The organism is Thermodesulfovibrionia bacterium (assembly GCA_030646035.1).
Lineage (GTDB): Bacteria > Nitrospirota > Thermodesulfovibrionia > UBA6902 > UBA6902 > JACQZG01.
Map to the genome: position 1 here is coordinate 28,341 of JAUSMY010000055.1, position 18,190 is coordinate 46,530.

Sequence of the window (18,190 nt, forward strand, 5' to 3'; positions counted from 1 at the left end):
TTCACGAGGAAGGTTTAATCGATAGATGAGGCTCATACTTTACTACGCGCCGTCATTCTGGTTTAAGACATACAAAAAGATCCTTGACGATGTGCCTGACCATGATATGGAAGAAATGGTCGAGAACGTTGTTGTGGTATTTTATCAGGCAGAGGAAGGAGACAGTGAGAAGAAGAGCAGCGTCATATCCAAATTCGTAAAGAACGTCAAATGGGTCGCCGGAAAGTTTGATACTAAAACCATCGTGCTCCATTCCTTCAGCCACCTCTCAATGTCAAAGGCCGCACCGGAATTGACGAATGAGATAATCACGGATGTAAAGGAACGCCTCTCAAGAACAGGCTACACAATTACTGAAACACCTTTCGGATATCTGAATGAATGGAAGATGCACGTGGCAGGCGAGTCTCTGGCAAAGGTATTTAAAGAGTTTTAGTGAGAATCCTTTCCCCTCTAAAAAGAGGGGTGCAGGGGTGTGTTAAGAGATATACATTAACTCGTCCTGTACCAGATATTGCATGAGCCTTCCTGAGAAACCATGCATGGGCCTGCGGGACTTTGCGGAGTGCATGCCTTTTTAAATAGTTTGCATTTTGACGGATAAGCCTTGCCGAGTATGACTTCGCCGCAGATACATCCCGGAATCTTCTCTTCCTTAACATCTTTAAGTTCAAAAACTTTTCTTGCATCTTTTACGAAATACTCGCTCTTCAGCTCAAGCCCTGAATCAGGGATATAGCCTATGCCCCGCCAGTTCACGCTTGAGACCTCAAAATATTTATGCATTATCCTCTGTGCCTGTATGTTGCCTTCCGGCTTTACAACGCTGCTATAGACATTGGTTGTTCGTGCAACGCCGTCTTTGATCTGCCTCAATATATCAGCGATGCCGAGCAGAAGGTTCTCCGCCTCAAAACCCGCTACAACTGTAGGAATGCCGTATTTTTCAGAAAATACATTCCACGCGTTTGAGCCGACAATAGCAGACACATGGCCCGGAGCGATGAAACCGTCTATGCCGATATCAGCATCCTTCACAAGTATCTCCATTATCGCAGGTGTCAGCCTGTGAGAGCTTAGGATATAAAGGTTATCCGGAACGCCCATTTCAAGTATCGCCGCTGTGGGCGCGGTCGTCGTCTCAAATCCTATTGAGAAGAAGACGATCTTTTTGTCAGCATGATTCTTCGCGATAGTGATCGCTTCAAAAGGCGATGTGATCATCCTGTAGTTCTTCCCAATGCTTCTTATCGACCCGATCTTTGACGGCACTCTCAGCATATCGCCGTATGTAACGAGAATTATATCATCTCTTTTTGAAAGGTTTATGGCGTTGATGATATCGCTTTCCGGACAGACGCATACAGGGCATCCGGGGCCGGGAATGAGTTCAAGGTTTTGCGGCATTAAACTCCTCATACCTGAAAACGCTATCGTATGCTCATGCGAGCCGCAGACATTCATTATCTTTACCTTGCGGTCATGCGGGACAAGTGAGTGGATGTGCTTTATGATCTTTTCTGATTTCTTCAACATATCCTCGGAAGCATATCGTCCTCAAGCATATCAAGCACGCGCTCACCGCCTATCTTTGTTCTGAGCCTCACACCTTTGTGATTTGCCATTATCCTGCCGATGAGAGCCGCGTCCTTTCCTAATGTATGCTGCCTTAATTTGTTTAGAACCTCATCTGTTGTCTCTTGTGAAGTTATTATAATTGCCTTGCCTTCGTTGGCGAGATAAAGCGGGTCATATCCGAGCATATCAGAAATGAACTTAACATCATCCCGAACAGGAATATTTTCTTCGTAAATCTCAACGCCAAGATGAGTCTTATCTGCAACCTCAACAAGTACTGTGGCAGCGCCTCCGCGGGTTGGGTCGCGCATCCATTTCAGTCCGTTAATATCAAAAAGAGGCGTGAGCAAACTATTAAGCGGTGCGCAATCGCTCTCTACGGATGCATCTATGTCAAACTCATTCCTTGCTATTGCAACAGCAGTGCCGTGGTCTCCAAGTGTGCCTGTGACAATGACCGCATCGCCGTCTGCGATATTATCAAGCACAAGAGATTTGACTATCTCACCGACAGCAGTGGTGTTAATGTACAACCCATCGCATTTGCCCCTCTCAACAACCTTTGTATCGCCAGTGACTATCTTCACCCCTGCGGCTTCCGATGTCATCTTTATGCTCTTAAGCACATCTTTCAGATGGCTGATGAGAAAGCCTTCTTCAATGATGAAGCTGAGTGAAAGATACTTTGGGATCGCGCCGCTTACAGCGAGGTCATTCACAGCTCCGCATACAGCAAGCTTGCCGATATCGCCGCCGGGGAAGAATAGAGGGCGCACGACATAAGAATCAGTGGTGATGGCTATATGCGGGTTTTCAAAACTTATATAGGCCGCATCCTCAAGAGGCTTAAGTTCGCTCGAATCAAGATATTTGAGAAAGAGCTTCTCTATCAGGTCCCTTGTGAGCCTGCCTCCGCTGCCGTGTCCAATCTCGATCTTCTTCATTTCTTAGCTTTCAACTTGCTCCTGAGAAAATCAAACCACTCACCCATCCCATAGCCTGTTGTCGCGGATATGACAAATATCTTCAGGTCAGGATTGAGTGACAGCGCATCCTTCTTAACCTTCTCAACATCAAAATCAAAATGAGGAAGAAGGTCTGATTTGGTGATGATAAAGACATGCGATGTCTTAAATGCCTTTGGATATTTTATGGGTTTATCAGGGCCTTCAGGCACAGATACAAGTACGACCCTGACATGCTCGCCAAGATTAAAGAATGACGGGCATACAAGGTTGCCCACATTCTCGATAAAGAGCATATCCATCTTCTTGCCGTGAAGCTGATGCTCAAGCTCATGCATGCCTTTATGTATAAGCGCTGAGTCAAGATGGCAGGCGCCTCCGGTTGTAAGCTGAACGGCAGGCACGCCCTTCTTCCTTATCCTCTCGGCATCAAGGTCGGTCTCTATGTCGCCCTCAAGAACGCCGAGGCTGAATTCATCCTTCAGCGCCTCAGCAGTCTTCTCAAGCAGAGTTGTCTTGCCGGAGCCGGGTGAGCTTATAAGGTTTAAGGTGAAGATACCGCTTTTGTCAAAATGCTCCCTGTTATGCGCAGCAGCATCTTCATTCGCCTTTAGCAGGCTCTGATTAATCTCAACCGTCTTTCCTCCCACCTTACCAAGGGGGGAATGAGGGGGGTGTTCGTGACTATGTTCGCATCCGCATGTATCGCACATATCTCTCCTTACACTTCCAACTCAATATTAACTATATCCATCTCTTCACCTGAGAGAAGCTTCAATTTGTAAGACTTGCAAAAAGGGCAGGACGGGAAATGTATACTCTCAAGCTGAAAACTATTTTTGCACTCTTTGCATTCATACTCTAAAGGGACTTCTTCAATAAATATCTCTGCTGTTGAGATGAGTGGGTTCTCCAACTTTATCGCATCGAACGCGAACTTAAGTGAATCTGTGACAATGCCGCTTGCATTCCCTATTCTCAAATTGACGGCGATGATATGCTTTGCGTTGTTCTCTTTGGCTATCCTCGCAAGCTCATCCATCATGCTCAAGGCTATTGAGACCTCATGCACCTGCATCCTCCTCATCCATCAGCCTGAGTATCTCATCAAAGCCCTGCCATATCTCATCAGCCATCTTCTTGTCCACCTTCTCAATGGCAAATCCCACATGGACAATAACATTGTCGCCGATATTCACATCGCCCTCAGGCAGAAGCTGAAGCCCGATATTGCGCTTCACACCCCTTGCCTCAGCTATTCCTGAGGGATAATTTATCTCTATAACCTGCATCGGTACGCCTACACACATAATTATTTATACCTTATTTTTTGATTGGATTAATACCCCATTCACTCAGCTTACCCAAAACCTCTGCATAGAGATCGTAAAACCTTGCCTTTATCTCCTCTGACATCTCAGTGCTTGTATCCATAGACTTCGGCTGTATCCCTATAAGGCACATCTCAGGCGGGCTTATTCCCATGAGCTTTGCCGCAAATAGCATATCAGGCAGGCCTATCTGATGCACTGAAAGTTTCTGGCTCAGAAAAGCGGGTATCCTGTCGCCGATGACGGTATCGATAGTGCCGGGCTCTTTCTTGAAGTTTGCAGCGTCAATTATCAGAAGCCTGTCGCTCCCTTCAATAAAAGGCAGAAGGTCAAGCCCCTTTGTACCGCCGTCTATCAGAGTGACATTGTCAGGGAAAGTATATTCATCGTCAAGTTTATTAACGATATGAACCCCGACCCCGTCATCGCTTATGAGAGTGTTGCCTATGCCTAATATGGTTATCTTCAAAGCCTTCTCCAAAAATCAGCCCCGGAAACCTCAATCACTCAGGACTTCCGGGGCTATAGTGTAATTAACCCGTTACTTGCCGTTCATAACTCTTTACGAGATCATTCTCACTCTTTACCCGTAACAAATTTGTAGCCGTTGAAGATCGAGAGGAGCAGTCCGCTCTTCTCCTTTGAATCAGAAGAGATGACAACATAAACATGAAAGATCGCAAATGCTATGAGTACATACATCACAAGATGATGGTAGAGCCTGATCACCGGCAGGTACATGAAGCCTCTCATCCATCCGCCGAGCACGAACCAGACCGTACCTGTATGATACACTGAATACAATGCAAAGCCTGAGCATATCTCAAAGATGAAGAGCAGAAAGACTATCAGATAGGTGAATCCCGCAAGCACGGTATGCCCCACTGCATAAGACGGCTTTCTGCTGATAAGGAGATAATACTTGAGCTCCGCAACAAAGCTGCCCATCTTCTCCGCTGTGAACGGGAACCATGAGCAGACGCAGGCATACTTGTTGCCCATTAACGACCAGTACATACGGATAATGAAGCTGATCAGAAACACATACGCTGAGACAAAATGTATGAACCTCATCCAGCCCATTATGTACTCTTTTGTTGTGTAGGCATAGAGATAGGGGTTGCCGATGTATATCCCTGTAATTGCAAAGGCAACTATACTGAGAACAAAGAGCCAGTGGGTAAGCCTTACCGGAAACTCCCAGACATATACTCTCTTTCGTTCGCTCATCATATCAGCCTCCCTAAACTACCTTTATCCTAATGACCTCTTTGCCCTCTGCATCCACCACATGAACAGCGCATGCCATACACGGGTCAAATGAATGTATGGTCCTCAGTATCTCCACAGGCTGGTCAATGTTGGCTACAGGCGTCCCAATCAGCGCCTCCTCGAACGGGCCTCTCTGCCCCTTTGCGTCTCTCGGAGAACCGTTCCATGTTCCGGGAACAACGCACTGATAATTCTCTATCTTTTGATCCTTGATCTTTACCCAATGTCCGAGCGCGCCTCTCGGAGCCTCGTGAAGGCCGTAACCCTGTGCCTCTTTCGGCCATTCAGACGGATCCCACTTCTCGCCTGAGTGTATCTTCAGGTCGCCCTTCTTCATGTTGGCGGCAAGCTGATCTATCCAGACAGGTATCTGCTCTGCTGTGACAAGTGTCTCAATTCCCCTTGCCGCTATCCTGCCGAGCGTTGAGAAGAGAACTGTTGGAGGAAGGTTCCCAAGTTTCTTCAGAACACTGTTGACCACAGCCTGGATCCTTTCATGGCCTGACGCATATGCAACGAGCATCCTTGAGAGAGGCCCGACCTCCATCGCCATGTCATCATAACGCGGAGCCTTTAGCCATGTATATTTCTTGTCAGTATCAAGCTCTGCATACGGAGGTTTAGGCCCTGAGTATTTATAATTCGTCTCGCCGTCCCACGGATGTTTGCCTGCGCCGTCTCCGCCTGAATACTCATACCATGAATGCGTCACATATTCCGTGACCTTCTTGTGGTCAACAGGATGGACTTTTGAAAGGTCTTTGTTGAGAATTATCCCGCGTGGCAGCCAGAGATTTGATGAGTTCGTGACTGTGTCATGCGGAAACTCGCCGTATGAGAGGAAGTTGCCTACGCCTGCGCCGTGGCCTGCCCAGTCAAGATAAAAAGGAGCAACAGCGAGTATGTCGGGTATATAGACCTGCTCGACAAATTCCTTTGCCTTCTGCGCAAGGCCGTGCATAAAGGCTATGCTGCCTGCGTTAAGCGCGTTCTGGCTGTTCGGGTCTACAGGTATCGACATGCCGCCGACTATATAGGTCTGAGCATGCGGGTTCTTCGCACCGAGCATGGCCTGCATCTTTATGACATCCCTCTGCCAGTCAAGCGCCTCAAGATAATGTGCAACAGCCATGAGATTGGCCTCTGCCGGAAGTTTGTACGCCGGATGTCCCCAGTAGCCATTGGCAAACGGGCCGAGCTGGCCGTTCTCTACAAATGCCTTGACCTTGTCCTGAACTGCTTTGAAATAGTCTGTGCTTGATTTACCCCAGTCAGAGATCGACTGCGCAAGCGCTGATGTCTTTGCAGGGTCTGCGCTCAGCGCGCTCACTATGTCAACCCAGTCAAGGGCGTGAAGGTGGTAAAAATGTATTACATGGTCCTGTACATACTGTATGCCGGTAATAAGGTTTCTTATAATTCTTGCGTTATCTGGAACTGTGATGCCTAAGGCATCTTCGACCGCTCTCACCGAGGCGGTTGCATGAACCGTAGTTCAGACGCCTCATATACGCTGGGTAAATGCCCAGGCGTCCCTCGGGTCTCTGCCCTTAAGAATGAGTTCGATCCCCCTGAACATCGTGCTTGAGCTCCATGCGTCAACAACCACGCCGTTCTCAACCTTTGCCTCGATCCTCAGGTGCCCTTCTATCCTTGTTACCGGGTCAACTACGATTTTTTTAGCCAATTCAAGCCACCTCCTTTTATATATTATTTATCTTCGTCTTCTTTGTTTTTCGGAGATATAGCCCTTGCGATCCCATGAACTACAATGCCTGCTGCCGTGGCCGCTGCAAGCCCTGCACCGACCTTGTCGGCAGTGCTCTCAACGCCAAAGCCGGGCACATTCGGAAGCCGCTTGTAGAAAGGCGTCATATTATCCCAGAACATCGGCTCGGAACATCCGAGACAGCCGTGTCCTCCCTGCACTGGCCAGCTTGTTCCTTCGTTGTATTTGACAGTCGGGCAGTTATGGAATGTCTCTGGCCCTTTGCATCCCATCTCATAAAGGCACCATCCATTCCTTGCTCCCTCATCTCCCCAATGCTGCACAAACTGTCCGGCATCAAAGTGCGCCCTTCTCTCGCAGTTGTCATGTATCCTCTTGCCATAAGCAAAGAGAGGCCTGCCAAAATTGTCTACATTTGGAAGCGCGCCTAAAGTAAGGTAGTGGACTATCGTGGCTGTTATATTCTCCGCATTCACAGGACAGCCCGGAAGGTTGATCACAGTCGCGTTTGGAACAGCCTCTTTGACGCTCACCGCGCCTGTTGGATTCGGGCTTGCAGCAGGCAATCCGCCGTATGAAGCGCATGTGCCTACCGATATAGTAGCAAGTGCGTTGCCGCAGACCTCTCTGGCGATATCAACGGCTGTCCTGCCGCCTATACAGCAATAAACACCGTCATCCTTAAGAGGTATCGAACCTTCGACAACGACAAAATAATTCCCTTTGTTGTTCTTCACCACATCCATCAGCGACTTCTCAGCCTGAAATCCTGAAGGAGACATGATCGTCTCATGATAATCAACGGACAGGATATCAAGAACGAGCTGTCCGACAGTTGGACTGGTCGCCCTCAGAAGCGCCTCGGTATCTCCTGCGCAGTCCTGGTACGCAAGCCAAACAAGGATAGGCTTCTTCCCGGTTATAGCCTCGGCGATCTTTGGAATGAATGTTGCGGGCAGTGATAAAAGTGCGGCCATTGAGGTACAGAACTTCATAAAGTCACGGCGGGATACTCCTTTGCGGGCTAAAGCGTCCAGAGATTCAGACATCTTCTGCAGGGCCTCGTCTGGAAAAGATTTCATAATTCCTCCCCTTTTTTATGTCTTAAATTATCTTAATTGGCAGGTATGTTTACATAAAATTATCACAACACACTATATATGTCAACGAATATTTTAATAATATAAGCATTATGCTGACATAGGTTATAATTAACCTATGGATTTCACAAACAAACTCCGTCAGGCCCCGTCCTCTCCAGGCATCTATATAATGAAAGGGGCGAAGGAGAAGACGATATATGTCGGAAAGGCAAAGAACCTCAGCAACAGGCTCAGGTCATACTTTCAGAAGTCCGCGGCCCTTGATAACCGAAAGGCAAAGATGGTGGAGGAGATCAGGGACTTTGAATATATCGTTACGGAGAACGAGATAGAGGCGCTTGCGCTTGAGGCTAACTTCATAAAGCAGTTCAAGCCGAAGTTCAACATAATCCTGCGCGACGACAAGAATTACCCGTACCTCAAACTCACTTTGAACGAGACATGGCCGAGGCTCGAGGTTGTGAGAAAGATAGATAAGGACGGTTCGCTCTATTTCGGCCCTTATGTTGTTTCAGGCATTATGTGGGAGATGCTCAAGTTCATAGAGCATGGCTTCCCGATCAGGCCATGCAGGTACAACATGGACAAGCCTTTCAGGCCGTGTGTCCAGCACCAGATGTCGAGGTGCCTCGCGCCCTGCGATAAATCAAAGCGCTCAGACAAAGACCATGATCTCTATATGAAGACGGTGAACGAGGTAAAGTTCTTTCTCATAGGCGAGAAGAAGGAGCTTCTCTCAAGCCTTCATCACAGGATTGCGTCCCTTTCCGGAGAGCAGAGGTATGAAGACGCAGCGCAGGTCAGGGATACATTAAGCAATATAGAAAGGGCATGGGAGTCGCAACGCGTCATCGCTCCTGAACTTGGAGACATGGATGTCATCGGACTGTTCAAGGAAGATAATGAGGCGCTCGTCTTTATGCTCTTTATCAGGCACGGACAGGTCATCGGGCAGAAAGACTTCTTCCTGAAGAATGCCGGTGATACTGAGGAGAGCGAGCTTGTGGAAAGCTTCATAGAGCAGTTCTATTCAAAAGAGATACTCATCCCGCCGAGGATAGTTATCCCGATCAATGCGGACCTTAAGTTGGAGAAAGAGTGGCTCACTAAGAAAAGGGGCAAGGCTGTGAGCCTCTCATACGCAAGAGGAGAGCATGAAAAGAAGGTGCTTAACATGGCAAATGAAAACGCCCTCTTTGCGCTTAGCAAACACAAAGACAAGAAGGTAGACTCAACGCTTCTCTCTGTAAAAGAACTTCTGAAATTAAAGAACATACCTGAAAGGATAGAGGCGGTTGATATATCAAACATCTCAGGTTCTGAGGCGGTGGGAGCGTTTATTGTCTGGGAAGACGGTGAGTTTCTCAAAGACGACTACAGAGTTTACAAGATAAAGACAGTAAAAGGCATTGATGACTTTGCGATGATGGAGGAAGTTATCAAAAGGCATCTTAAGGTTTTTGCAGAAGAGAGCAGAGAGATGCCTCAGCTTATCCTGATTGACGGAGGCAAGGGGCAGCTTAAGTCTGCGATGAACGCGCTGAAAGAGTTCGGCCTCTCTTTTGATATAGCCGCTATTGCAAAGGCAAAGACCGTTAAAGATAAGCAGGAGCCGGACAGGATATTTCTTCCGGGCAGAAGAGATGCTATCCCATTAGACCCTTTTATGCCGTCAACTCATCTGCTTCAGCGGATACGCGATGAGGTTCACCGTTTTGTAATAACCTTTCATAAGAAACTCAGGACAAAGAGGACGCTCAGGTCTCCGCTTGAAGATATAAAGGGCATCGGCAAGACAAGAAGGCTCTTGCTCCTGCGGCATTTCGGCGGCCTTGATGCGATAAGAAAGGCATCGGTTGAGGAGATAGCCGGGCTGAAGGGAATGAACAGCAAGGTGGCTGAGCTGATAAAGAAGTCCATATAAAGGAACACAGAAGATGAATATAAACGAGCTGAGAAGGATAGGCAAAAGATTAATAACTGAGATACCGCCGCTCCTTGATGAACTCCGCAAGCGAGAGGCGCTTGGCAAAGGCGCAGGCGGTGACAAGACCTTTCCTATAGATAAAAAGGCAGAGGATATAATCATCGAAGAGGTTGAGAGATCAAAGAAGCCGATAACAATTATATCTGAAGAGTGCGGGGTCAAAGAGATGAACGGCGGCGGGCCAAGGCTGCTCATCGACCCGATAGACGGAAGCAGGAACGCCATTAGCGGGGTTGCGCTATTCTCAACATCAATAGCACTTGTTCAAGGCGACACTGTCGGAGAAACAGCCATCGGCTACATCATAAACCTGACGAGCGGTGATGAGTACTGGGCGATAAAGGGTGAAGGAAGTTTTCTGAACAATAAGCGTATTACGGTTCAGCAGGATGATGAACCGAAGGCAATCGCATATGAGGCGCAGACTCCGAAGGTTGATATAGCAAAGATACTCCCGCTGCTTTCGCTCTATAACAGGACAAGATGCTTCGGCTCCACAGCGCTGGACATGGCATTCCTCGCGCAAGGCGCCTTGAGCACATTCATAATCCCGTACCCCACAAGGAGCTTTGATATGGCTGCCGGGTATCTTCTTGTGAAAGAGGCTGGCGGCGTCATAACAGGCCTCGATGGAAATGATATAGATAAGACAGTTATCGGTGTGACAAGAACAACCGCGCTGCTTGTCTCCGCAAATATGAAACTGCATAATAAGGCATTAGAAGCATTAAGAAATAAAGAATGAGCAAGATCGCAAAGAAAACATTCTACAAAGACGGCATCCGCTTTGAATGCCAGGGCTCGGGAAGATGCTGCACATCAAGGGGCGTCTACGGGTTTATATATCTTAACCTTGCAGAGAGAAGGCGGCTTGCAGAACATCTCGGAACCTCCACTCTTCAGCTCACAAGAAAATATTGTGATAAATTGCATGGCTATTTTCATCTTAAAGAGCCTGACAAAGACTGCCGTTTTCTGATAGATAAAAAGTGTACGGTCTATGAGGCGCGTCCGCTTCAGTGCCGGACATGGCCCTTCTGGCCTGAGAATATGAATGCCAAAGCATGGGAGAGCGAGGTCGCGCCGTTCTGCGCAGGAGTTGGCAAAGGAAGGCTTTATACCGCTGAAGAGATCAAAGAGATACTCGATAAACATAAGGAATAATATGCCGATGAATACGAAAGGTTCACATGAATACATCAACGATTTTTTATATCTTGTAATACGGCCTGATAAGAGCAGGGGCGAAAACACATTGCTCTATTGTTCGGGCATTAATTATGACAGTTTCTATCCGATCACAAAAGGCCGCCACCGCGCCTGCGCAAACCCTGCAATGAGGGGGCTCCAGCTTACAAACTATGAGATAATGTCGCTGGCACTCTCAAGAGGTGCGACTCCAAAAGAGATAAAAGAAAACCTCTGCGCAGGCACCGCTCCGACAAAAGAGTTCTGGCATACCGAACGCCTGCTCATAGAGAACGCGCCTGAGTCACTGCCGCATGAGATGATTGAGTACGGGGTCATTACGCTCATGAAGAAATTTATAAATGCCATGCTGCTTGAGGATACCCCGCCTGATAAACTGCTTACACCGGAAGAGCTTCAGAAATTTCTTTATTCCATGTGCGATAAATACGGCAGTCAGGGAAGATAAAAAATAAGACGCCATATATAAGGAGGAGATCATGAAATTACCAGAGTATATAACTGCTAAAGAGGTGAAGAGAGTCTGCAAAAAACTTGGTTTGAGAGACTGGTCAGAACTAAAAGAAGGAACCATATCCAAAAAAGAAGCATCAGCGATTCTTAAAGCAGTGAACACCCAGAAAATGGATATCCCGCTTGAAGATTTCATGCAGGGATTGGAAGTAGAACTTGAACACGGCACAAGATATGAAGACGCGAATGTCACTAACAACCATCCTGTCATAACCGGGAAGATAGTTTTAGCCCATCTCAAAGAGACCATGGATTACTACAAGAGGATCGATGTGGCTGAGATAGAAGGCGACCTGCTGAAGGCGGTCTTAGCTAAAGATATAAAGAAGATCGAAGCCAAATACAAAAAACTCATCAAGGCGCAGAAAGAGCTTAATCAGGCAGTTGCTAAACAGATGAAGTGAAAATATAAGAAATCAGGAGTTCATTTAGCCCTTATGGTTTGCAGCACGATATATTGACAATTAACAACATGAGGTATGATAATATGCCAGTCAAAGTTGATTTAGTTGTTAAATTTTATTTAATACATCTACAAGCAAGGACTCTATAGACTTTATGGGTATTGATTCAGGTAAGATTTTTTTAGAAGATGTATACAAAACTCATCATGAGAAAGGGAAAAGATATGGATATTTATATTGCCATGGTGAGAGAGGCATATACTTAAAAGACTGGATTGGCGAGGGAAAGGTTGTTTTGGATTTAGGATGCAGAGACGGCGAGTTAACAAAATATTTCACAAAAGGCAATACTGTAACAGGCGTGGACATTGACAGGAAGGCACTGGATATTGCGAAGAGCAAGATCGGGATTGAAACTTTATGGCTGGACTTAAACGCCGAATTTCCCTTTGAGAAAGAATCATTTGATGTTGTAGTAGCTTGTGAAATAGTCGAGCATATTTATTACACAAAACCATTTATTGAGAAAATATTAGCTGTTTTAAAAAATGGCGGGATGTTTATAGGTTCTGTTCCAAACAGCAAAAGGATGAGGAATAGGTATAAGTTCCTTATCGGGAAAGACTTTGACAGCGACCCAACGCATGTTCACATGTTTTACCCTGAGAAATTAAGGAAATTATTAACACCCTATTTTAGAGATATTTTAATAATTCCTTTGGGAGGGAAAATCCTGCCGTTTCTCAAAGTATCAAAGAATACCCCGTGTTCTCTGAATATGCTCTTTGGCAGAGATTTACTATTCAAAGCCATCAAGTAATTCCCTCCTCATTATAAGTGATAGCTTATTATTGCCACCTGAATTGAAATATAAATTCAAAATTTAAAGCATGCTAAGACTGACTGAACTCAAACTTCCGTTCGATCATCCTAAAGGAGAGATAAGAGATGCTGTTATCAAGAGGCTCCGTATCCCTGCTGTTGATCTTACAAACTACGCTATATTCAGACGCGGGGTTGATGCTCGCAAATCACCGGCTATCTTTTTTGTATATACGCTTGATATTGAAGCGCGCAATGAGGCTGAGATACTTGAGCGGTTCAAAAAAGATTTACATATCAAAACCGCACCTGACATCAGCTATCATTTTGTCGCGCAAGCTCCTGAAACACTCACATCACGGCCGGTCATTATCGGCATGGGGCCTGCCGGGCTATTCGCAGGGCTGATACTCGCGCAGTCAGGATTTCGCCCGCTGATACTGGAGCGCGGCAAGGCTGTGCGCGAGCGAACCAAAGACACATTCGGCCTCTGGCGCAAGGGCATACTTCATCCTGAATCAAATGTGCAGTTCGGCGAAGGCGGCGCAGGCACATTTTCAGACGGCAAGCTGCATACCCAGATCAGAGACCCGAAGCATTACGGCAGAAAAGTGTTAGAGGAATTTGTTAAGGCAGGCGCGCCGGCTGAGATACTTTATGTCAGCAAGCCGCACATCGGCACATTCCGGCTGGTCGGCATAGTGGAGAAGATGCGCGCTGAGATACAATCCTTGGGCGGAGAGATACGGTTTGAAAGCCATGTGGATGACATTAAGATAAATAACGGAAAGGTGCAAGGCGTGACGCTGGCAAGCGGTGAAGATATCGCAACTGATCATCTCATCCTCGCGATCGGCCACAGCGCGCGTGATACCTTTGAGATGATACATAGGCATGGCATTTATATCGAGCCTAAACCTTTTTCTATCGGCCTCCGCATCGAGCATCCGCAGTCGCTCATCGACCGCAGCCGTCATGGCAAGAGCGCGGACAACCCGCTTCTCGGCGCGGCTGATTATAAACTGGTATATCACGCTGCTAACGGCCGCTCGGTCTACACATTCTGCATGTGTCCCGGCGGTAAGGTGGTTGCAGCAGCATCTGAACCCGGGCGTGTTGTGACGAACGGCATGAGCCAGTATTCGCGCAGTGACAGCAACGCCAACAGCGCTATCGTGGTTGGCATCTCACCGGAAGACTATCCAAATGGCCCGCTCGCAGGCATGGAGTTTCAGCGTTACTGGGAGTCGCGCGCTTATGAACTTGGCGGAAAAAATTATCATGCGCCAGCGCAGCTCGTAAGTGATTTTCTAGCAGGCAGGCCTTCGACTAAATTAGGCATGGTGCAGCCCTCTTATGCGCCCGGTGTGCAACTGTGCGACCTCAGCACAGCCTTGCCGGATTATGCTGTTGCTGCGATACGCGAAGCTCTGCCTGCCTTTGCAAAACAGATAAATGGATTTGATCTTGCCGATGCCGTGCTGACCGGGGTTGAGACGCGCACCTCTTCACCGATACGCATCAAACGCAACGATGATGACCTGCAAAGTATAAATACCAAAGGCTTATATCCCGCAGGAGAAGGCGCAGGCTATGCAGGCGGGATACTCTCTTCTGCCGTTGATGGGATCAAGGTTGCAGAGGCAGTTGCCTTGAGCATGATGGGCTGAGTTCTTTAAGGAGATTTTCTTGGATCTAATATTAAACAAGTTACGGATACCTGTTGAAAAAGACGGGATTGATGAATATATAAAAGCAGCTTCAGAAAAACTTGGGCTAAGTGAAAGCAGTATAAATCTCACTAAGATACTGAGCAAGTCACTTGATGCGAGCAGCAAAGAAGCGTTCTACTACGAACTGTCAATTGTTGTAAATCTTCCTGAAAGCTTCGACAACAAAAAAAACTTCCCTCTATTCACTGAGACGATAACGCCTGACAAAAACCCGATCACCATCAAAGAGAGTCCTATCATAATAGGCTTCGGCCCTGCAGGAATCTTCGCTGCGCTTGAGCTTATTGAGCATGGGATAAAACCCCTGATATTTGAAAGAGGCAAGATGATAGAAGAACGCTCGATTGATGTTCAGACGTTTATTAAAGAGAGGAAGCTTGACCCTGAATCCAATATCCAGTTCGGCGAAGGCGGCGCAGGTTCATACTCTGACGGAAAGCTCTTTGCCAGGTTAAGGAACTCGCATTCAGCAAACAAGGTGCTTGATACCTTCATTAAATTCGGCGCGCCTGAAGAGATAGGCTACATCCGCAAGCCTCATCTTGGTACGGACGTCTTGTGCAGGATCGTGAAGAGCATAAGGAACTATATTCTGGAAAGAGGCGGGGAGATACACTATGGGGCAAAGATGACCGACTTACTTATCACAGACGGTAAGGCATCAGGCGTAGTGATAAACGGTGACACAGAATATCATTCTTCAATGATATTCATTGCGCTCGGGCATTCAGCGCGTGATACATTTGAGATGATCTACAAAAAAGGTGTCACCATGGAGCAGAAACAGATATTCGTCGGCACAAGAATAGAGCATCCTGTTGAGATCATAAACCTCATGAGATATGGAGATAAATATAAGGACTATCCGAAGATTGGAGCAGCGCTTTATTCTCTAAACTACACCGACAAAAAAACAGGAAGGGGCGTCTACACATTCTGCATGTGCCCCGGAGGCGAGGTGGTGAATGCCTCATCTGAAGACGGCATGCTCGTTGTCAACGGCATGAGCTACGCAAACAGATCATCAGCATTCTCAAATTCAGCGATAGTTGCAACCTGCCATACGACTGATTACGGATCAGCCCATCCATTGGCAGGGCTTGAGTTCCAGAAAGATATCGAGCGAAAGGCGTTTGCTGCAGGCGGCGGAGATTGGAAGGTTCCTGCGCAGAATCTGATGGATTTTTTATGCGGCAGAAGCTCTGCCAGCCTGAATAAAACTTCCTACAAGATGGGCGCTGAATCCGTCCCCATGAATACAATTCTGCCCGGCTTTATAAACGAAGCGCTTTTAACCGCATTCAATCACTGGAAAGAAGATTATCCATTGTTTGTCTCAGGCCATGCGATACTCTTAGGAGCAGAAACAAGAACTTCCTCACCCGTAAGAATTATGCGCAATGAAAAATATGAGTCAGTAAATATAAAGAACCTCTATCCTATCGGCGAAGGCGCTGGCTACGCAGGCGGCATAACGAGCTCGGCAGCTGATGCGATAAAGGCTGTTGAGTTCAGCTTGAAGGCATATTCATAGTTGTATTTGCTTACTCATTCAACTAGAATTTTCTTATTACAGAAAATACAGGCGACAGTCTTTTAATTGTTAGCCAACCATAACCAGGAGACACAGCATGAGCAGTTTGCCGAAATGTCCTAAATGCAATTCAGAATACACATACGAAGACGAAACTTTGTATATTTGTCCGGAATGCGCACATGAATGGCCACAAGATCCGAGCGCAGAGAGCGCTGATGATAAACTTGTTGTTCATGATGCCTATGGAAATCTACTTCAGGACGGTGACGCCGTTACAGTGATAAAAGACCTGAAGGTAAAGGGGTCTTCATCGGTAGTTAAGGTCGGCACCAAAGTAAAAAGCATCCGTCTCGTAGAAGGCGACCATGATATTGACTGCAAGATCGACGGCATTGGAGCGATGAAGCTGAAATCGGAATTTGTAAAAAAGGCATAGATTAACGCGACAGCCCTAACGAGCTACAGCCTGATCTCGTGCCTCCTCTCCCTCACGGCATACTGACATTAAACTCATAACTCCCGACCGCCGCCTTGTCAGCGATACCGGCCTTCCATAAAAGCTCGATCACCTTTGCCTTTGAAGTCTTGGGAACCATCACTATCAGCTTTGCCCCGAGTCCTGAAAGCTTCTTCCACTCTTCCGCCTTCTCAGGCGTCACTGTCATTTCTGTCTCAACCTGCATGATCGCAAGCACCATCCCGTGATTGCCGAGTATGAGGTCAGGATACATCCCTTTGAACTCGTTCCTGTCGCCGCCCTCAAGATTTATCTTTACGTCTGTGTAGCTCCTTGAGAGCTTCTGCTTGAGATACGATACAGCCCAGTCATGAAAGAGTTTGTCGTTATCCATAATTTACAACCTCGCTTTATACGAAAGATTCAGAATGAAATCAGGCGCGCCTGATGAATTTATATCTTCAGTAAAAGAGAGCTCAAAAAGGTTCCTGCCTGCAACATATCTCCCTCCAAAAGAGAGCAGCCATGCCCCCCTGTCAACTGCCCCCAGGTCTGTCCTTGGGTATATCCTCGACTGGCCCTGAAGCTGGAGTATGAGCGAATACTTCTCCTTTAAGGTTGTCTCAACCGCAACGCCTCCATGTATGAAGTCCTCAAGTTTAATATCCTCATACCCCTTCAGGTCTCCGGGGAATACTGAGCCGAGGTTAAGATATGCCATAAAGTCATCTGATATCTTCCTGTTAAACAGCAAAGCGACACCCGCATCAATGCTCCCATTGCCGTATCCTTTTTTTGCGCTTCCTGTCGGAAGCTCGATATCTCCCATCAGGCTCAACTTCATTTCATCAGAAGAGATTAGAGGCTTTTTAGCTGTAAGCCTTATGTCGCCAAGCGCGACACCGGTCTTGCCTTTAACGATCAGCTTACCGTCTCTCCTTATCTCATACAGAAAGTCATCATCAGGCCGTGCGCCTCTTCCATAATCAGGCAGGCCGAGAGTCTTGTGATATGAATCAAGGAAGCCGTCCATAAAGCCGCCGCTCAGAGCGATGATAGGGATATCAACGCCGATCTCAACAGAGTCATAAAGCACCTTCTTGTATCTCAGATTAAGCTCTGTGACCTCCATATCCTGATCAATGACCCAGTCTTTTGATGACTGGACAGTATATGTGCTTGAATGTGACAGGCTTGCGGAAAAGGAGTTCTCCATTGATGCGGCCGCAATGTAAGGCGCGCCGGCATGCATGAATATCGGGTATTGGTTCTTTACCTGAAGAGGCCCGTCAAAGGATCCGGCAATTGAAAAAGGCGTGATGATGAAAAGGATCAGAAATACAAAGGTGCTATATCCGGCGTATCGCATTGTTGATTTTATCAGAAGAAGCAATTTTTTAGAAGAATAGCAAAATAAGCCCTGCCCCTTAAATTAAGGGACAGGGCTTATCAAATACCTTCTTAATGCAGATAGATCTCAGCAGAAGCAAGGCTGTTCTTTAACTTCAAAGCCTTTTCAAGGTCTTCCATCTTTCCGGACAGCTCGGATA

General features: G+C 46.9%; 20 protein-coding genes and 1 pseudogene. 10 read left to right on the forward strand and 11 right to left on the reverse strand.

Annotated features, from left to right (window positions below; genetic code table 11):
* Positions 1 to 25: 25 nt before the first annotated feature.
* On the forward strand, positions 26 to 436 hold the full coding sequence (locus Q7U10_08555) for a threonyl-tRNA synthetase editing domain-containing protein (GenBank protein MDO8282650.1): 411 nt from the start codon (positions 26 to 28) through the stop codon (positions 434 to 436).
* A 56-nt stretch (positions 437 to 492) separates the two neighbouring features.
* On the opposite strand, the gene hypD is transcribed toward Q7U10_08555, so the two are convergent.
* The 9 genes and pseudogenes from hypD to Q7U10_08600 all read right to left on the reverse strand — a co-directional run bounded on the left by hypD (position 493) and on the right by Q7U10_08600 (position 7,924).
* A complete protein-coding gene (gene hypD / locus Q7U10_08560) occupies positions 493 to 1,536 on the reverse strand; it encodes a hydrogenase formation protein HypD (GenBank protein MDO8282651.1) in 1,044 nt (347 codons plus the stop codon).
* Positions 1,530 to 2,522 (reverse strand): hydrogenase expression/formation protein HypE, encoded by a 993-nt coding sequence (hypE, locus tag Q7U10_08565; GenBank protein ID MDO8282652.1) that lies wholly within the window; start codon positions 2,520 to 2,522, stop codon positions 1,530 to 1,532. Before hypE ends, hypD begins: the two co-directional genes overlap by 7 nt.
* A complete protein-coding gene (hypB, locus tag Q7U10_08570; GenBank protein ID MDO8282653.1) occupies positions 2,519 to 3,256 on the reverse strand; it encodes a hydrogenase nickel incorporation protein HypB in 738 nt (245 codons plus the stop codon). Before hypB ends, hypE begins: the two co-directional genes overlap by 4 nt.
* Positions 3,257 to 3,264: 8 nt before the next feature.
* The gene (gene hypA / locus Q7U10_08575) at positions 3,265 to 3,615 is read right to left on the reverse strand and encodes a hydrogenase maturation nickel metallochaperone HypA (protein MDO8282654.1); all 351 of its coding nucleotides are present in this window, start codon (positions 3,613 to 3,615) and stop codon (positions 3,265 to 3,267) included.
* Positions 3,608 to 3,853, reverse strand: a complete 246-nt coding sequence (locus tag Q7U10_08580) for a HypC/HybG/HupF family hydrogenase formation chaperone (GenBank protein ID MDO8282655.1) — start codon at positions 3,851 to 3,853, stop codon at positions 3,608 to 3,610. The genes hypA and Q7U10_08580 overlap by 8 nt, the downstream gene beginning before the upstream one ends.
* Before the next feature lie 13 nt (positions 3,854 to 3,866).
* Positions 3,867 to 4,343, reverse strand: a complete 477-nt coding sequence (locus tag Q7U10_08585) for a HyaD/HybD family hydrogenase maturation endopeptidase (protein MDO8282656.1) — start codon at positions 4,341 to 4,343, stop codon at positions 3,867 to 3,869.
* 107 nt (positions 4,344 to 4,450) lie between these two features.
* Positions 4,451 to 5,107, reverse strand: a complete 657-nt coding sequence (gene cybH / locus Q7U10_08590; GenBank protein ID MDO8282657.1) for a Ni/Fe-hydrogenase, b-type cytochrome subunit — start codon at positions 5,105 to 5,107, stop codon at positions 4,451 to 4,453.
* Between the two features lie 10 nt (positions 5,108 to 5,117).
* Positions 5,118 to 6,833 (reverse strand): annotated as a pseudogene (locus tag Q7U10_08595) (nickel-dependent hydrogenase large subunit).
* A gap of 23 nt (positions 6,834 to 6,856) precedes the next feature.
* Positions 6,857 to 7,924, reverse strand: a complete 1,068-nt coding sequence (locus tag Q7U10_08600) for a hydrogenase small subunit (GenBank protein ID MDO8282658.1) — start codon at positions 7,922 to 7,924, stop codon at positions 6,857 to 6,859.
* Positions 7,925 to 8,093: 169 nt separating this feature from the next.
* On the opposite strand from Q7U10_08600, the gene uvrC reads away from it, so the two are divergent.
* The 9 genes from uvrC to Q7U10_08645 all read left to right on the forward strand — a co-directional run bounded on the left by uvrC (position 8,094) and on the right by Q7U10_08645 (position 16,619).
* The gene (uvrC, locus tag Q7U10_08605) at positions 8,094 to 9,902 is read left to right on the forward strand and encodes an excinuclease ABC subunit UvrC (protein MDO8282659.1); all 1,809 of its coding nucleotides are present in this window, start codon (positions 8,094 to 8,096) and stop codon (positions 9,900 to 9,902) included.
* 13 nt (positions 9,903 to 9,915) lie between these two features.
* On the forward strand, positions 9,916 to 10,710 hold the full coding sequence (locus tag Q7U10_08610; GenBank protein ID MDO8282660.1) for an inositol monophosphatase family protein: 795 nt from the start codon (positions 9,916 to 9,918) through the stop codon (positions 10,708 to 10,710).
* Positions 10,707 to 11,129, forward strand: a complete 423-nt coding sequence (locus Q7U10_08615; protein ID MDO8282661.1) for a YkgJ family cysteine cluster protein — start codon at positions 10,707 to 10,709, stop codon at positions 11,127 to 11,129. Before Q7U10_08610 ends, Q7U10_08615 begins: the two co-directional genes overlap by 4 nt.
* A gap of 1 nt (position 11,130) precedes the next feature.
* Complete coding sequence (locus Q7U10_08620; GenBank protein ID MDO8282662.1) at positions 11,131 to 11,622, forward strand: hypothetical protein; 492 nt, start codon at positions 11,131 to 11,133, stop codon at positions 11,620 to 11,622.
* A 31-nt stretch (positions 11,623 to 11,653) separates the two neighbouring features.
* On the forward strand, positions 11,654 to 12,091 hold the full coding sequence (locus Q7U10_08625) for a DUF5661 family protein (GenBank protein MDO8282663.1): 438 nt from the start codon (positions 11,654 to 11,656) through the stop codon (positions 12,089 to 12,091).
* Between the two features lie 154 nt (positions 12,092 to 12,245).
* Positions 12,246 to 12,911, forward strand: a complete 666-nt coding sequence (locus tag Q7U10_08630) for a class I SAM-dependent methyltransferase (protein MDO8282664.1) — start codon at positions 12,246 to 12,248, stop codon at positions 12,909 to 12,911.
* Between the two features lie 70 nt (positions 12,912 to 12,981).
* Positions 12,982 to 14,583 (forward strand): NAD(P)/FAD-dependent oxidoreductase, encoded by a 1,602-nt coding sequence (locus tag Q7U10_08635; GenBank protein MDO8282665.1) that lies wholly within the window; start codon positions 12,982 to 12,984, stop codon positions 14,581 to 14,583.
* A 19-nt stretch (positions 14,584 to 14,602) separates the two neighbouring features.
* Positions 14,603 to 16,180, forward strand: coding sequence for a dehydrogenase (locus Q7U10_08640; GenBank protein MDO8282666.1), 1,578 nt, complete (start codon positions 14,603 to 14,605; stop codon positions 16,178 to 16,180).
* 97 nt (positions 16,181 to 16,277) lie between these two features.
* Entirely contained in the window at positions 16,278 to 16,619 is a 342-nt protein-coding gene (locus tag Q7U10_08645; GenBank protein MDO8282667.1) for a zinc ribbon domain-containing protein YjdM, read from the forward strand.
* Positions 16,620 to 16,671: 52 nt separating this feature from the next.
* Here the strand turns inward: Q7U10_08645 and Q7U10_08650 are convergent, their stop codons facing one another.
* Entirely contained in the window at positions 16,672 to 17,034 is a 363-nt protein-coding gene (locus tag Q7U10_08650) for a hypothetical protein (GenBank protein MDO8282668.1), read from the reverse strand.
* A 3-nt stretch (positions 17,035 to 17,037) separates the two neighbouring features.
* Positions 17,038 to 18,009: a DUF3187 family protein gene (locus tag Q7U10_08655; GenBank protein ID MDO8282669.1), complete on the reverse strand. Its 972-nt coding sequence runs from the start codon at positions 18,007 to 18,009 to the stop codon at positions 17,038 to 17,040.
* Between the last annotated feature and the right edge of the window lie 181 nt (positions 18,010 to 18,190).

What these genes read in the sequence shown, in the direction of transcription:
- Q7U10_08635 (MDO8282665.1), top strand. Translation starts at nt 12,982, where the DNA reads ATGCTAAGACTGACTGAACTCAAACTTCCGTTCGATCATCCTAAAGGA.
- Q7U10_08655 (MDO8282669.1), bottom strand. Translation starts at nt 18,009, where the DNA reads ATGCGATACGCCGGATATAGCACCTTTGTATTTCTGATCCTTTTCATC.
- uvrC (MDO8282659.1), top strand. Translation starts at nt 8,094, where the DNA reads ATGGATTTCACAAACAAACTCCGTCAGGCCCCGTCCTCTCCAGGCATC.
- Q7U10_08615 (MDO8282661.1), top strand. Translation starts at nt 10,707, where the DNA reads ATGAGCAAGATCGCAAAGAAAACATTCTACAAAGACGGCATCCGCTTT.
- cybH (MDO8282657.1), bottom strand. Translation starts at nt 5,107, where the DNA reads ATGATGAGCGAACGAAAGAGAGTATATGTCTGGGAGTTTCCGGTAAGG.
- Q7U10_08600 (MDO8282658.1), bottom strand. Translation starts at nt 7,924, where the DNA reads ATGTCTGAATCTCTGGACGCTTTAGCCCGCAAAGGAGTATCCCGCCGT.
- Q7U10_08630 (MDO8282664.1), top strand. Translation starts at nt 12,246, where the DNA reads ATGGGTATTGATTCAGGTAAGATTTTTTTAGAAGATGTATACAAAACT.
- Q7U10_08580 (MDO8282655.1), bottom strand. Translation starts at nt 3,853, where the DNA reads ATGTGTGTAGGCGTACCGATGCAGGTTATAGAGATAAATTATCCCTCA.
- Q7U10_08610 (MDO8282660.1), top strand. Translation starts at nt 9,916, where the DNA reads ATGAATATAAACGAGCTGAGAAGGATAGGCAAAAGATTAATAACTGAG.
- Q7U10_08645 (MDO8282667.1), top strand. Translation starts at nt 16,278, where the DNA reads ATGAGCAGTTTGCCGAAATGTCCTAAATGCAATTCAGAATACACATAC.
- Q7U10_08555 (MDO8282650.1), top strand. Translation starts at nt 26, where the DNA reads ATGAGGCTCATACTTTACTACGCGCCGTCATTCTGGTTTAAGACATAC.
- hypB (MDO8282653.1), bottom strand. Translation starts at nt 3,256, where the DNA reads ATGTGCGATACATGCGGATGCGAACATAGTCACGAACACCCCCCTCAT.
- Q7U10_08620 (MDO8282662.1), top strand. Translation starts at nt 11,131, where the DNA reads ATGCCGATGAATACGAAAGGTTCACATGAATACATCAACGATTTTTTA.
- Q7U10_08625 (MDO8282663.1), top strand. Translation starts at nt 11,654, where the DNA reads ATGAAATTACCAGAGTATATAACTGCTAAAGAGGTGAAGAGAGTCTGC.
- hypE (MDO8282652.1), bottom strand. Translation starts at nt 2,522, where the DNA reads ATGAAGAAGATCGAGATTGGACACGGCAGCGGAGGCAGGCTCACAAGG.
- Q7U10_08650 (MDO8282668.1), bottom strand. Translation starts at nt 17,034, where the DNA reads ATGGATAACGACAAACTCTTTCATGACTGGGCTGTATCGTATCTCAAG.
- hypD (MDO8282651.1), bottom strand. Translation starts at nt 1,536, where the DNA reads ATGTTGAAGAAATCAGAAAAGATCATAAAGCACATCCACTCACTTGTC.